The sequence below is a fragment of the Xanthomonas sp. NCPPB 1128 genome (assembly GCF_001043115.1).
Classification (GTDB): Bacteria; Pseudomonadota; Gammaproteobacteria; order Xanthomonadales; family Xanthomonadaceae; genus Xanthomonas_A.
In genome coordinates this window covers 1-14049 of the sequence record NZ_LFME01000054.1, presented here as the reverse complement: position 1 = coordinate 14049, position 14049 = coordinate 1, and the positions used below count along the sequence as shown (strand labels likewise).

General features: G+C 71.4%; 11 protein-coding genes. 7 read left to right on the top strand and 4 right to left on the bottom strand.

All coding sequences use genetic code 11. From position 1 onward, the window contains the following. Positions 1–22 precede the first annotated feature (22 nt). The 6 genes from ACP93_RS20340 to ACP93_RS20315 all read left to right on the top strand — a co-directional run bounded on the left by ACP93_RS20340 (position 23) and on the right by ACP93_RS20315 (position 5299). A complete protein-coding gene (locus ACP93_RS20340) occupies positions 23–697 on the top strand; it encodes a DsbA family oxidoreductase (RefSeq protein WP_048492479.1) in 675 nt (224 codons plus the stop codon). Positions 698–1263: 566 nt separating this feature from the next. Further along, positions 1264–2271, top strand: coding sequence for a beta-N-acetylhexosaminidase (gene nagZ / locus ACP93_RS20335; protein WP_048492478.1), 1008 nt, complete (start codon positions 1264–1266; stop codon positions 2269–2271). Then, on the top strand, positions 2271–2825 hold the full coding sequence (locus tag ACP93_RS20330; RefSeq protein ID WP_048492477.1) for a hypoxanthine-guanine phosphoribosyltransferase: 555 nt from the start codon (positions 2271–2273) through the stop codon (positions 2823–2825). Before nagZ ends, ACP93_RS20330 begins: the two co-directional genes overlap by 1 nt. 77 nt (positions 2826–2902) lie before the next feature. Then, complete coding sequence (locus ACP93_RS20325) at positions 2903–3655, top strand: S-methyl-5'-thioinosine phosphorylase (RefSeq protein WP_204243726.1); 753 nt, start codon at positions 2903–2905, stop codon at positions 3653–3655. A gap of 88 nt (positions 3656–3743) precedes the next feature. Beyond that, positions 3744–3950 (top strand): transcription antiterminator/RNA stability regulator CspE, encoded by a 207-nt coding sequence (locus ACP93_RS20320; RefSeq protein WP_003488188.1) that lies wholly within the window; start codon positions 3744–3746, stop codon positions 3948–3950. 98 nt (positions 3951–4048) lie between these two features. Further along, a complete protein-coding gene (locus ACP93_RS20315) occupies positions 4049–5299 on the top strand; it encodes an FAD-dependent oxidoreductase (RefSeq protein WP_048492475.1) in 1251 nt (416 codons plus the stop codon). Between the two features lie 560 nt (positions 5300–5859). On the opposite strand, the gene pdeM is transcribed toward ACP93_RS20315, so the two are convergent. From pdeM to ACP93_RS20295, 4 genes are read right to left on the bottom strand one after another with little or no spacing between them, the layout of a single operon-like run. Then, positions 5860–6510: a ligase-associated DNA damage response endonuclease PdeM gene (gene pdeM / locus ACP93_RS20310; RefSeq protein WP_048492474.1), complete on the bottom strand. Its 651-nt coding sequence runs from the start codon at positions 6508–6510 to the stop codon at positions 5860–5862. Continuing rightward, the gene (locus tag ACP93_RS20305; protein ID WP_048492473.1) at positions 6500–9049 is read right to left on the bottom strand and encodes a ligase-associated DNA damage response DEXH box helicase; all 2550 of its coding nucleotides are present in this window, start codon (positions 9047–9049) and stop codon (positions 6500–6502) included. Before ACP93_RS20305 ends, pdeM begins: the two co-directional genes overlap by 11 nt. Next, positions 9046–10638, bottom strand: coding sequence for an ATP-dependent DNA ligase (locus ACP93_RS20300; protein WP_048492472.1), 1593 nt, complete (start codon positions 10636–10638; stop codon positions 9046–9048). The genes ACP93_RS20305 and ACP93_RS20300 overlap by 4 nt, the downstream gene beginning before the upstream one ends. Beyond that, positions 10635–11639: a ligase-associated DNA damage response exonuclease gene (locus tag ACP93_RS20295; RefSeq protein WP_048492471.1), complete on the bottom strand. Its 1005-nt coding sequence runs from the start codon at positions 11637–11639 to the stop codon at positions 10635–10637. The genes ACP93_RS20300 and ACP93_RS20295 overlap by 4 nt, the downstream gene beginning before the upstream one ends. Positions 11640–11750: 111 nt before the next feature. On the opposite strand from ACP93_RS20295, the gene ACP93_RS20290 reads away from it, so the two are divergent. Then, positions 11751–13391: an acyl-CoA dehydrogenase family protein gene (locus ACP93_RS20290; RefSeq protein WP_048492470.1), complete on the top strand. Its 1641-nt coding sequence runs from the start codon at positions 11751–11753 to the stop codon at positions 13389–13391. Positions 13392–14049 lie beyond the last annotated feature (658 nt).

Sequence of the window (14049 nt, the reverse complement as noted above, 5' to 3'; positions counted from 1 at the left end):
CCCCAATCCCCAATCCCCGCTCATGCGCATCGATATCTGGTCCGACGTGGTCTGCCCCTGGTGCTGGATCGGCAAGCGCCGGTTGCAGCAAGGTCTTGCGTCGCTTGGCGCGGACGCGCCTCCGTTGGAGATCCACTGGCATCCGTATCAACTGGATCCGGACGCCGGCACCGAGCCGGTGCCGTTGCGCGAGGCCTATGCGGCCAAGTTCGGCGGGGCGGCGCGCACCGAGCAGATCCTGGCGCAGACCCAGGCCACCGCGCGTGCCGAAGGCCTGCCGTTCGACTTCGGCCGCGGCCAGGTGCGGGTGACCACGCTGCCGGCGCACCGGCTGCTGTGGCTGGCTGCGCGCGAGGGCGACGTCGACGCGGTCGCCGAAGCGCTGTTCCATGCGCACTTCGCCGAGGGCCGCAACCTGGCCGATGCGCAGACGCTGTGCGATGCCGGCGCCGCGGGCGGGCTGTCGGCGGCACGGGTGCAGGCACTGCTGGGTGGCGACGAAGGGCTGGACGAGATCGAGGCGGAGCTGCAACAGGCGCAGGCCATGGGCATCCGTGCGGTGCCCACCTATGTCATCGATGGGCGCCAGGCGCTGCAGGGCGCGCAGCCGCCGGAGGTGATCGCAGCGACGGTGCGTGGCCTGCTGGTCGACGCCGAGGCGGGCCGCGATTGCGGTCCGGACGGGTGCGCGGTCTAGCGTGCCACCCCGGCGAGAGGCAATGACTGCCTGCGGCACACAGCGCGTCGCCGCGGTCCACGTCAGTACGGCGACGGAACAGCGTTCCTTGCGCTGCGACGCGGCTGCGGCGATCGGTAGAGCGCCCCGCTGACGGACGCGGAGGGCGGCCGCACCGTGCCGGCTGGCCTTCCGCGTGACGGACATCGCCTGTTCCGGCATGCCACAGGCCGCTCCGCATGCGTTTCATGACTGGCCTGTGTCGGCCTCGCGTCGGCACGGCGTGTCGAGAGGCCAATCGGAGACGCCGCGTCGCCGCGCGCGCTGGACCAGGCGGCGTCGCCCGCCACGCGGTCCGGGGAGCTCACGCTGCCGCGCTTGGACTCGTTCGTCGCGCGCCGCCGGCGCCTTGCGGCATTTCTCGGTGGCCGCGACGGCGATCCTGCGCCCAATCCGTTGCACGCTGCCACCGCCACGGGCCAGGCCTGCGCCCGGCATGCCACGCGCCGACCTGCCGCCGACGCCGGCATCTGCGACAATGCCGGCCCACAGGCGCCTCAACCGCGCCGGCAGGAGGAATCCCCCGCATGCTCGCGATCGGCGTTGCCGGTACCGAACTCACCGCGCAGGAGCGCGACTGGCTGCAGCACGATGCGGTGGCCGGCGTGGTCCTGTTCAAGCGCAATTTCGCCTCGCGTGCGCAGGTGACCGAGTTGAGTGCGGCGATCCGCGCCGCCGCGCCGCGGCCGCTGCTGCTGTGCGTGGACCAGGAAGGCGGCCGCGTGCAGCGCTTCCGCGAGGGCTACAGCGCGCTGCCGCCGCTGCAGGACTTCGGTGCGCTGTACGCACGCGATCCGGCCGCGGCGCTGCAGATGGCCGAACAGCATGCCTGGCTGATGGCCAGCGAGATCCGCGCCAGCGGCGTCGACCTGAGCTTCGCCCCGGTGCTGGACCTGGCCCGCGGCAACCGCGCCATCGGCGACCGCGCCTTCAGCGACGACCCGCAGGTGGTCGCGGCCTTCGCCGCGGCCTATGTGCGCGGCATGCACAGCGTGGGCATGGGCGCGACCCTCAAGCATTTCCCCGGCCACGGCACCGTGCTCGAGGACACCCACGTCGACAGCGCCGAGGACCCGCGTCCGCTGGAGACCCTGCGCCAGGAAGACCTGGTGCCGTTCGCCGCAGGCATCGCCGCCGGCGCCGACGCGGTGATGATGGCGCACGTGGTCTATCCGCAGGTGGCACCGGAACCGGCCGGCTACTCGCCGCGCTGGATCCAGCAGATCCTGCGCCAGGAGCTGGGCTTCCGCGGCGTCGTGTTCTCCGACGACATCGGCATGGCCGCCTCGTTCGCCGCCGGCGGCGTCGCCGCGCGGGTCACCGCACACCTGGACGCCGGCTGCGACGTGGTCCTGGTCTGCCACCCGGAACTGGTCGACGACTCGCTGCAGGCCGTGCGCGACCGCCCGCTCAACACCGCCGCGCTGCTCGGCCTGATCGGCCGCGGCGGCCTCGGCTGGGACGGCCTGCTGGCCGACGCCCGCTACGGCCATACCCAATCCCATCTGCTCTCCACCTTCGGAAAAACCGCCTGATGTCCACTCCCACCATCGCCCAGGCCCTGGCCCAGGCCGACCTGCTGGTCGATCGCTCGCGCATCGACCAGGCCATCGCCCACATGGCCGACACCATCGCCGCCGACTATCGCGGCGAAACCCCGGTCTACCTGACCATCATGCACGGCGCGCTGCCGTTCGCCGGCCAGCTGGCGCTGGAACTGGGCAGCCGCGGCCAGGACCTGCAACTGGACTACCTGCACGCCACCCGCTACCGCGGCGAGACCGTCGGCGGCGAACTGGTGTGGAAGCACCGCCCGGCCACCGCGCTGTACGGCCGCCGCGTGCTGCTGCTCGACGACATCCTCGACGAAGGCCTGACCCTGAAGGCGGTGCGCGAGTGGTGCCTGGAGCAGGGCGCCACCGATGTGCGCATCGCCGCGCTGACGGTCAAGCGCCACGACCGCTGCGTGCCCGGGGTCAGCGCGGACTACATCGGCGTCGAGGTGCCGGACCGCTATGTGTTCGGCTTCGGCATGGACGTCAACGAGGCCCTGCGCAACCTGCCGGCGATCTACGCGATGAAGGAGTAAGCGGGCAGGCGAGCCCGCCTCGCCTCCGCCGCTGCCGTTTCCCCGCCGCCGGCGCAGGCGTTCCCTTCCATTCGAGGATCCGCATGGACAACATCGCACTGGCCGTCATCGGCGGCACCGGCGTCTACAAGCTCGCACAGTTGGACGACGTGCAGACCCACCAGGTCGAAACGCGCTATGGCGCGCCCTCCGGCCCGGTGCGGGTCGGCACGCTGCTCGGCCACCGCGTCGCCTTCCTGGCCCGCCACGGCGAAGGCCATTCGCTGCCGCCGCACAAGATCAACTACCGCGCCAATCTTGCTGCGCTGCAGCAGATCGGTGCCACGCGCGTGCTGGCGTTGAACACGGTCGGCGGCATCACCGAGCGCTTCGGCCCGCGCGTGCTGGCCTGCCCGGATCAGCTGATCGACTACACCTGGGGGCGCATCTCGACCCTGTGCGAGGAGCCGGGCAGCGAGGTGCTGCACGTGGATTTCGGCCATCCGTATTCGCCGCTGCTGCGCAGCAAGATCCTCGCCGCCGCGCGCGTCACCGGCACCGCCTTGGTCGACGGCGGTTGCTATGCCGCCACCCAGGGGCCGCGCCTGGAAACCATCGCCGAGATCGCGCGGCTGCGCCGCGACGGCTGCGACCTGGTCGGCATGACCGGCATGCCCGAAGCCGGGCTGGCGCGCGAGCTGGGCCTGGACTACGCCTGCCTGGCGATCGTGGCGAACTGGGCGGCCGGCTGCGGCGACGCGGAGGAGATCACCCTGGCCGAGGTGCTGGCCAACGTCGAGGCGGCCTCGGTCGGCTTGCCGGAGCTGGTGGGGGAACTGGCGCGCGGGTGATTGTCTTCGTTGCGCAAGCTTTGCATACTCCGCCGGTGCGGCTGCCGCACAACCACCACCCATTCACTGCAAAAGGTCTCGCATCACCATGCCGAACGGTACCGTCAAGTGGTTCAACGACGCCAAGGGATTTGGTTTTATTTCTCCGGAAGACGGTAGCGCCGATGTGTTCGCGCACTTCTCCGCGATCAACTCCAAGGGCTTCCGCAGCCTGCAGGAAGGACAGCGTGTCAGCTACGACGTGACCCAGGGTCCGAAGGGCGCGCAAGCCTCGAATATCACGCCGGTCGAGTAAGCGCTCGCGTTGACTCGGTTGTGCCTTGAACCCCGCTTCGGCGGGGTTTTTTGTGGGAGACGCCGCCGCCGTGGCGGCGTCCGCGGACAGTGGATGCGATGAGGCAAGGACTGCAGATCGGGATCGTCGGTTACGGGACGGCGGGCCAGACGCTGGCGCTGCTGCTGGCGCGCGACGGGCACCGCGTGCAGGTGTTCGAGCGTGCGGCGCAGCCCGGGCCGGTCGGCGCCGGCTTCCTGCTGCAGCCGACCGGATTGCAGGTGCTGTGGCGGATCGGCTTGCTCGAGCAGGCCCTGGCCTACGGCGCGCCGGTGCACCGCCTGTACGGCGAGACCCCGTGCGGACGCGCGGTGATGGACATGCGCTACCGCGATCTGGATGCACGGCTGTTCGGGCTGGGCATGCAGCGCGGCGCCTTGTTCGCCCCGTTGGCGCAGGCGTGGGACGGCTACGCCACGTTGCAGCGCGATACCCACATCGTCGCCATCGACGACACGTTGCGCCGCGTGCAGGACCAGCACGGCCGCTGGCATGGGCCGTTCGACCTGGTGATCGCCTGCGACGGCTCGGCCTCGGCGCTGCGCGCGCAGGTGCAGGCGACGCGGCTGGACCGGGTGTATCCGTGGGGCGCGCTGTGGTGCCTGCTGCCGCGCGGCGACTGGGCCTTCGCCGACGAGCTGCGCCAGCGCTACGTGGCCGCACGCAAGATGATCGGCCTGCTGCCGGTGGGGACGCGCCCTGGCGATGCCGAGCCGCGGGTGAGTTTCTTCTGGAGCCTGCCGACCGCCGAGTTCGATGCCTGGCAGGCGCGTGGCAGGCCGCCGTGGCTGGAGGAAATCGCGCAGCTGTGGCCGCAGGCGCGCGACCGCCTGGCGCAGATCGACGCGCCGGCGCAACTGGCGCGGGCCAGCTACCGCGATGCGGTGCAGCGACACTGGTACCGCGGCCGCCTGGTGCTGGCCGGCGATGCCGCGCATGCGATGAGCCCGCAGCTGGGGCAGGGCGTCAACATGGCGCTGATGGATGCCTGGGCGCTGAGCGAGAGCCTGCGTACCGCTGCGGACATCGACGCGGCGCTGGCGCGCTATCAGGCGCAGCGGCAGGCGCATGTGGCGGTGTATCACTTCTGGAGCCGCTGGCTGACCCCGCTGTTCCAGTCCGAGCGCGACCTGGCGGCGCGGCTGCGCGACGTGGGGATGCGCCCGGCCGGTCGCATGCCTGGCGGCCGTGGACATATGCTGCGCGTGCTCAGCGGCACCCAGCACGGCTGGTTCGGCAAGCTGCCGCTGGCGCCGGAGTTTTTCGAGGCGTTGCAGGAGGCGGTGACGTGGCGCTTGGCGCTGCCGTAGGCGGCGAGGTCGCGGACGCGGTTGGACGCGAGCTTCGGTGATTCGTCGCGGCGACGGCGCGTGCAGAGCGCGACGCAGCGAGCGCGGTCCGATGGCGATGGTGCCGTGGTGTCGTAGGAGCGGCTTCAGCCGCGACCGGGCTTTCCCGGAAAAGCCCGGTCGCGGCTGAAGCCGCTCCTACGACAGGTGGCAGGGCATCCGTGGTTCCGCGGTTGTTCTGTGTTTGCGCTTACAACACTGTCGTGCCGCGATTCGCCAATTTTGTGTGGGATGGGCTTCAGCCCCGACACCCTTCAGTTGGTCGCGTCGGGACTGAAGTCCCTCTCACACTAGGGCAGTGCACGTGTTGCTTTGATCGCGGTCATGGGCTGCCCCGCGCGATACCTAAGCGTCCGGGGCAGGGTTACCAACACTCGCGCGATGTTTGCGATTGCACTGTGGGAGGGGCTTCAGTCCCGACGCCTTGATGGCGGACGTGTCGGGACTGAAGTCCCTCCGACAGTACGGCAGCGCACCTGCCGCTTCGGTTGCAGTCGCGAACAGACGCCGCCGCGCCCGACCTACGCCGTCGCCACCGGCAGCGCCAATGCCGCGCCTTCGACGCAGGCGACCAGGCGCTCGCCCGGCGCCAGCACCGGGGCGACACCCGCGGTGAAGTGCGAGAACGCCGGCAGCACCGTCATGCCCTCGCGCAGCCAGAACGCGGGCCAGCGCGGGCGCAGGCCCGGCAGCTTGACCAGCGGGTGCAGGTGCCCGCACAGCACGTGGCGCTGCGCATCCGTGGCCGGATCGTGACGCAGCACGAACGGGCCGTCCTCCACCTGCGCGCCGAGCAGGGCGATGTCCAGCCCGGCACCGGCGAGGGCGCGGTCGTGGTTGCCGGCGATCGCCGCCACCCGCAGTTGCGGATGCTGCGCGCGCCAGGCATGCCACTGGCGTTGCCAGTCGGCATCGCGCACGGCCCCGTGCAGCACGTCGCCGAGGACCCACAATTCCGTCGTATCCTGCGCCTGCAGCAAGGCCGACAGCCGCGCCAGGTCGAGCGCGGTGCCGCCGCGCGGCAGGCCGATGCCGGCGCGGCGGAAGACGTCCGCCTTGCCCAGGTGCAGGTTGGCGATCAGCAGGCGCCGCCGCGCCGGCCAGTACAGCGCACGATCGCCAAGCAGGCGCATCGGTTCGCCGGCCAGCCGCCAGTCCAGTTCAGCGCGCATGGCGCTGCTCCAGTTGCGCCGCCGCGCGCATCACCCGCGCCTTCCAGTCCTCGGTGCTGAGCTGGCCGCGGATGCTTTCGGCCCACAACGGGAACGCCAGCGGGGTGAGGCTGCGTGGGCTGTGCAGCGCCAGCTCGCGCGCCGCGCAATCGTCCAGGGTGGCGGCGAGCCGGGTCAGTTCCATCTGGCCCTGCAGCACCTCGCGCTCGGCCTGCGCCAGCAGCAGGTGTTCGGGATCGAAGCGGCTCAGCACGTCGTACAGCAGGCCGCTGGACGCCTGCAGCTGGCGCAGGCTGCGCGGCAGGCGGCCGGGCAGGCTCGGCGGCAACAAGCCGGCGACGCGGGCGATCTCGCGGAACTGGCGGCGCGCCAGTTCGCCCAGGTTGAGGCTCTCGCGCAGATCCTCGAACAACTGCGCCGGACTCAGCAGGTCGCGCAGCAGCGCCGCGTCGATCGGCGCGTCCTCGGCCGGCGACAGCACGAAGCCGTAGTCATTGGCGGCGAAGCTGAAGGTATTGCGCTGCCGCCGGCCCCAGCGCAGCGCCAGCAGCGCGGCCAGGCCTTCGTGCACCTGGCGGCCGGCGAACGGATACACGAACAGGTGCTGGCCGTCGCGGGCGCGCACGCGCTCGGCCAGCAGCCGCTGCGGTGCCGGCAGATCCGACAGCGCGCGCTGCAGGCCGAGCAGTGGCGCCAGCGCGCGTAGTTCGGCTTCGCCATGCGGATGTGCGAACACCGCTTCCACCTCGTGGCCCAGTTCCGAGGACAGCGGCATGCGCCCGCCCATCCACTTTGGCACGCTGCCGTCGCCGCCCTTGGCCAGGCGCACGTAGGCGGTCATGTCATCGAGCCGCACCAGTTCCAGCAGGCGCCCGGCGAACTGGAAGCGATCGCCGCGGCGCAGGCGGCCGACGAACTGCTCTTCCACCGCGCCGAGGCGGCCGCCGCGCAGGAAGCGCACCGCGACGCTGCCGTCGCTGGTGATGGTGCCGATCGACAGGCGATGGCGCAGGGCGATGCGGCGGTCGTGCACGCGGTACAGGCCGTCTGCGTCCAGCACCACCTTGCGGTAGTCCGGATACTGCGCCAGCGCGCGTCCGCCCTGCACGACGAACTCCAGCACCGCCTGCCAGGTCGGCGCATCCAGCGCGGCGAAGGCGGCAGTGCCGCGCACTTCGGCGTACAGCGCGTCGGCAGCGAAGCCGCCGCCCAGCGCGCAGGTGATGCAGTGCTGGGCCAGCACGTCCAGCGACAGCCGCGGCGCCGGCCGCGATTCGATGCGGCCATGGGCGATGGCGCGGCGCGCCGCGGCGTATTCGACCAGTTCCAGGGCGTGCGAAGGCACGCACAGCACGTGGCCGGCCTCACCGGGACGGTGCTTGGCGCGGCCGGCGCGCTGCAGCAGCCGCGCCACGCCCTTGGGACTTCCGACCTGCAGCACCTGATCGACAGCGGGAAAATCCACGCCCAGGTCCAGGCTCGAGGTCGCCACCACACAGCGCAGGCTGCCGTCGCGCAGCCCTTGTTCGGCTGCGCTGCGCAACGCCGGATCCAGCGAGCCGTGGTGCAAGGCCAGCGTATGCGCCTCTTCCGGCCACACCGAGGTCAGTGCCTGGTGCCACAGTTCGGCTTGCGCGCGGGTGTTGGTGAACAGCAGGCTGGTGCGTACCGCGAAGAGTTTTTCCAGCACCCGCGGCAATTGCGCCAGGCCCAGGTGGCCTGCCCAGGGGAAGCGCTCGCCGACCGCCGGTGCCAGCGTCTCCAGGGTCAGCGTGCGTGGTTTGACCCCGGCCACGATCGGCGCCTGCGGCAGGTGCGGCAGCAGCACGTCGCGCGCCTCGTCCAGGTTGCCGAGTGTGGCCGACAGGCCCCAGGTGCGCAGCGCCGGCGCCCAGCCGCGCAGCCGCGCCAGGCACAGCTGCAGCAGTACGCCGCGTTTGTTGCCGAGCAGTTCGTGCCACTCGTCGACGATCACGCAGCGCAGCGTCGCCAGCTGCGGCGCGGTGTCGGGATAGGACAGCAGCAGCGCCAGCGATTCGGGCGTGGTCACCAGCACATCGAGCTTGCCACTGCGTGCCAGGCGCTTGTCGCGCGCGCTGGCGTCGCCGGTGCGCAGGCCGATCTGCCAGTCCAGGCCCAGCGCCTGCGCCGGTTCGCGCAACGCGCGCAGGGTGTCGGCGGCGAGCGCGCGCAGTGGGGTGATCCACAAGACCTTCAGATCGCGCTGCGCCTGACGGCGCGTACGCGGTGGCGCGCCAGCCTTGGCGGAGGTGCTGGCGGTGTCGCCGCCGCGTGCGGGCTTCCTGGTGGCTGCCGCCGCCTGCGCCGCTGCCTGCGCGCGCAGGCCCTCCAGCAACGGGCCGCCGAACGCGGCCAGAGTCTTGCCGCTGCCGGTGGGCGTGTGCAGCAGCCCGGAGCCGCCGTCCAGGTAGTGCCCCCACAGCGCGCGCTGGAACGGCAATGGCTGCCAGCCCTGCTGCGCGAACCAGGCGTACAACGGCGCATCGGCCGGGCGCCGGCGCACCGCCGCTGCGCTCATCGCGCCAGCGCCTGCAGCGTGCTCAAGCGGTCGGCTTCGGCGAACGGCTTGTCGTGGCGCCAGCGCAGGATGCGCGGGAAGCGCACGGCGATCCCGGACTTGTGCCGACTGCTGCGATTCACCGCCTCGAAACCGAGCTCGAATACCTGGTACGGCGTCACCGCGCGCACCGGGCCGAAGCGCTCGGTGGTGTGCGCGCGAATCCAGCGGTCCAGCGCCAGGATCTCGCTGTCGTCCAGCCCCGAGTACGCCTTGGCGACGGGCACCAACTGTTCGCCGTCCCACAGGCCGAAGGTGTAGTCGGTGTACAGCGTGCTGCGCCGGCCGTGGCCGGCCTGCGCGTACAGCAGCACCGCGTCGATGGTCAGCGGCGCCACCTTCCATTTCCACCAGTCGCCGCGGCGGCGGCCGGACTGGTAGGGCGAATTGGCGCGCTTGAGCATCAGGCCTTCCACGCCGCGCACGCGCGAATCTTCGCGCAGCATCGCCGCCTGCTCCCACGTTGCGGCCTGCACCTGCGGCGACAGCGTGAGGCGCGGATCGGCGTGCGCCTCCAGCAGCGCCTGCAACTGCGCGCGGCGCTGCTGCAGCGGTTGCTCGCGCAGATCCTGGCCGTCCAGCTCCAGCAGATCGTAAGCGAGCACCCGCGCCGGCGTATCGGCCAGAGTCTTGGCGCCGGGCTTGCGCCGCTGGATGCGGGTCTGCAGCGCGGTGAACGGCAGCGGCGCGGGCTCGCCCTCGCGCCAGACCAGCAGTTCGCCATCGATCACCGCCTCGCGCGGCAGCGTCGCCGCGGCCGCTTCGATTTCCGGGAAGCGCCCGTCCAGGCGTTCCTCGCCACGCGACCACAGCGCCACCTCGCCGTCGCGGCGAATCAGTTGCAGGCGGATGCCGTCCCATTTCCATTCCAGCAGCCAGTCGTCGAGGGCACCGAGCGTGGCGGCCTCGGCTTCCAGCGGCGAGGCGAGGAAGAACGGGTAGGGCTGCTGGCGGTCGCTGGGCAGCACCTCGTCCGACAGCAACTGCTCCAGCGCCTGCGGCGTCGGCGACCAGGCGCCGAGCATGCGCTGGGCGATGCGCGCGATGTCGATGCCGGACATCGCCGCCAGCGCCTGCTGCACCAGCCGCTGCGACACACCCACGCGCAGCGCGCCGGTCAGCAGCTTGTTGAACAGCAGGCGCTCGTCGAAGGCCAGGCTGTGCCAGCCGGCGACCACCGCGGCGCGGCGCGCGGCGTCGTCCTGCGCCGCCACCGGCAGCAGGCGCTCTTCGATCCAGTCGCGCAGCGGCGCCGGGTCCGGGGTTTCCGCCGGATCGTCGAGCAGCAGGGTCAGGGTCTCGGCGAGATCGCCGACATGGTCGTAGCTGTCGTCCACCAGCCAGCCGGGCAGGCCGCTTTCCTGCGCGATCCATTCGCGCAGTTCGCGCGTATTGGCGATGCGCCGCAGCTTGCCGCCGCTGAGCAGCCAGATCGCCCAGGCCGCATCGGCCGGCGGCGCCTGTTCGAAATACGCGACCAGCGCCGCGCGCTTGTCCAGCGTCGCGGTGCTCTGGTCCAGTTGCCGGTACAGCGCGGCGAAGCGCTTCATTCCTCGCCACCGTAGTCGGTGCGGAACGCTTCGGCGGCGACGCCGCGTTCGTTCAGTGCGCGGATGATCGCGTCGGTGTTGCCGTGGGTCGCAATCACCCGACGCGCGCCGGTGTCGTCGATGGTGCGCAGCAGGTCGGGCCAGTCGGCATGGTCGGAGACCACGAAGCCGCGATCGTAGTTGCGCCGGCGGCGGTTGCCGCGGAGCCGCATCCAGCCCGAGGCGAAGCCGAGTTGCGCATGGCGGAAGCGGCGCAGCCACGGGCTGCCGGCGGCCGACGGCGGCGCCAGCACCAACTGCCCGGCGTAGTCGGCGCGCTTGTCCAGTTCGGACACCGTGCGCGTGTCCAGCATCGCCACGCCGGCCTCGCGGTACACCGCCACGCCGGCCGCCACCGCGCCGTGCAGCAGCGCCGGCAGGTCGTCCCACGGCTGCAATTCGGCGAGTACGCGCTGCGCCTTGCCCAGCGCATAGCAGAACAGCACCGCGGCCTCGCCGCGCGCGCCGCACTCGCGGCGCCAGGCGACGATCTCCCGCGCGACATCACTGGTGTCCGGCCAACGGTACACCGGCAGCGCGAACGTGGCCTCGGTGATGAAGGTGTCGCAACGCACCACCTCGAATGGCGCGCAGGTCGGATCGGGCTGGCGCTTGTAGTCGCCCGAGGCCACCCAGACCTCGCCATCCACTTCGATGCGCACCTGCGCCGAGCCGAGCACGTGGCCAGCCGGATGCAGCGAGACCTGCGCACGGCCGAGCGTGAAGCGGGTGCCGTAGTCGTAGGCGTGATACACCTGCTCGCCCAGTCGCCAGCGCAGGATCGGCAGGCCCACGGCGGTGCAGTGGTATTCGCCCATGCCAGAGCGCGCGTGGTCGCCGTGGCCATGGGTGATGACCGCGCGCGGCACCGGCCGCCAGGGATCGATATGGAAGTCGCCGGCGGGGCAGTACAGCCCTTCCGGGCGCAGCACCACCAGGTCCTGGGAAGCGGCATTCGGCATGGGCGCCACTGTGTCCAAGCCGGTGTGCAGGAGATGAGAATCCGCCACGCGCGTTCGCGGCGGCGCGACGGATCGGCCACAATGCGCGCAGCGCTTCTGGGAGGGAGATGCATGCACACGGACCTGCCGGCGTTCGCCACGCATACGGTCGACAACCAGCCGCCGCCGTTCGAACCGCGCGATCTGTGGGCCGACGACGCGGTGCTGCGTGAGGCCTGCGCACGCGAGGGCGCCGACGCCTTCGCCGCGGCGCTGGCGCAGTACGGTGCGCTGGCGGGCGATGCGCTGTATCGGCTCGGCTTCGACGCCAACCGCGACCGTCCGCGGCTGCGCACGCACGACCGCTACGGCCACCGCATCGACACGGTCGAATTCCACCCGGCCTATCACCAGTTGCTGGACGCGGCCAAACGCCATGGCGTGGCCGGGCTGTCCTGGCATGCTCCGGAGCCGGGTGCGCATGTGGCGCGTGCGGCGCTGAGCTACCTGCACCACCAGGCCGAGGCCGGCACCAGTTGCCCGCTGACCATGACCCATGCCGCGGTCGCGGTGTTGCGACAGGAGCCGGCCCTGCGCGACTGGGCCGACAAGGCCGCCGCGCCGCACTACGACCCGCGCGACGTGCCGATCGCCGACAAGGCCGGCATCACCCTGGGCATGGGCATGACCGAGAAGCAGGGCGGCTCGGACGTGCGCCGCAATGCCACCGTCGCCACGCCGCTGGACGGGGCCGGTGCGTACAGCCTGGTCGGGCACAAGTGGTTCTTCTCCGCACCGATGTCCGACGGCTTCCTGGTGCTGGCGCAGGCGCCAGGCGGCTTGACCTGCTTCCTGCTGCCGCGGCGCCTACCCGATGGCCGGCTCAACGCACTGCGGCTGATGCGGTTGAAGGACAAGCTGGGCGACTGGTCCAACGCGTCCAGCGAAGTGGAATTCGCCGGCGCCTGGGCGCAACGCGTCGGCGAGGAGGGACGCGGGGTGGCGCGGATCATCGGCATGGTGATGCTGACCCGGCTCGACTGCATGCTCGCCGCCGCCGCGCAGATGCGCATGGCGCTGGCGCAGGCGCTGCACCACGCGCGGCATCGCGTCGCCTTCGGCAAGCGTCTGGTCGAGCAGCCGCTGATGCGCAACGTGCTGGCCGATCTGGCCCTGGAATCGGAAGCCGCCACCGCGTTCGCGCTGCGGGTGGCACGCGCGGTGGACGCGGCCGACGCCGACGCGTCGGAAGCGGCGTTCGCGCGCATCGCCACCGCGCTGGGCAAGTACTGGCTGTGCAAGCGCGCGCCGGCCTTCGTCAACGAGGCGCAGGAATGCCTGGGCGGCGCCGGCTACGTCGAGGAGTCGATCCTGCCGCGGCTGTATCGGCAGGCACCGCTGAATTCGATCTGGGAGGGCAGCGGCAACATCCAATGCCTGGACGTGCTGCGCGCGCTGGCGCGCGAACCGGCCACTGCCGCCGCAGTGCTGGCGGAGCTGCAGACGGCTGCCGGTATGGACCCGGTCTACGACGCGGTGCTGGACGCGCTGCATACGCCGCTGGCCGGCAACGCCGAGGTGGACGAGTTCAGCGCACGCAGCCTTGCCGAACGCATCGCACTGGCCTTGCAGGCCGCGCTCCTGCTGCGTAGTGCCAGCCCGGCCGCCGCCACATTCGTGCGCAGCCGCCTCGCCGGCGCGCATGGCTTGGCGTTCGGCACGCTGCAGGCGGGTGTGCCGGTCGAGGAACTGCTGGTGCGTGCGTTGCCATAGCCTGCTGCCTGGCGACCCAGCGCGCCGTCGCCAAGCGGGGAATGAGCGGGCCGGCGCTTCCTTCTCCCATCGGGAGAAGGTGCCCCGAAGGGGCGGATGAGGGTACGGCCGCTCACGCAGCCAGGCAGCAAGTGCAGCGATCACCTGCCTCGCGCAGCCGTACCCTCACCCCAACCCCTCTCCCGGTGGGAGAGGGGTTGCACGTCTGGGCGTCGGTGTGCAGCATTGCAGCCCATGGCGTCTTCATGCGCTGAAAAAGGAAGCGGGCCGGCATTTCCTTCTCCCTCCGGGAGAAGGTGCCCCGAAGGGGTGGATGAGGGTACGGCCGCTCACGCAGCCAGGCAGCAAGTGCAGCGATCACCTGCCTCGCGCAGCCGTACCCTCACCCCAACCCCTCTCCCGGTGGGAGAGGGGCTGCACGTCTGGGCGTCGGTGTGCGGCATTGCAGCCCATGGCGTCTTCATGCGCTGAAAAAGGAAGCGGGCCGGCATTTCCTTCTCCCTCCGGGAGAAGGTGCCCCGAAGGGGTGGATGAGGGTACGGCCGCTCACGCAGCCAGGCAGTAAGTGCAGCGATCACCTGCCTCGCGCAGCCGTACCCTCACCCCAACCCCTCTCCCGGTGGGAGAGGGGCTAGGCTTCCACGAATCCCCAATCCCC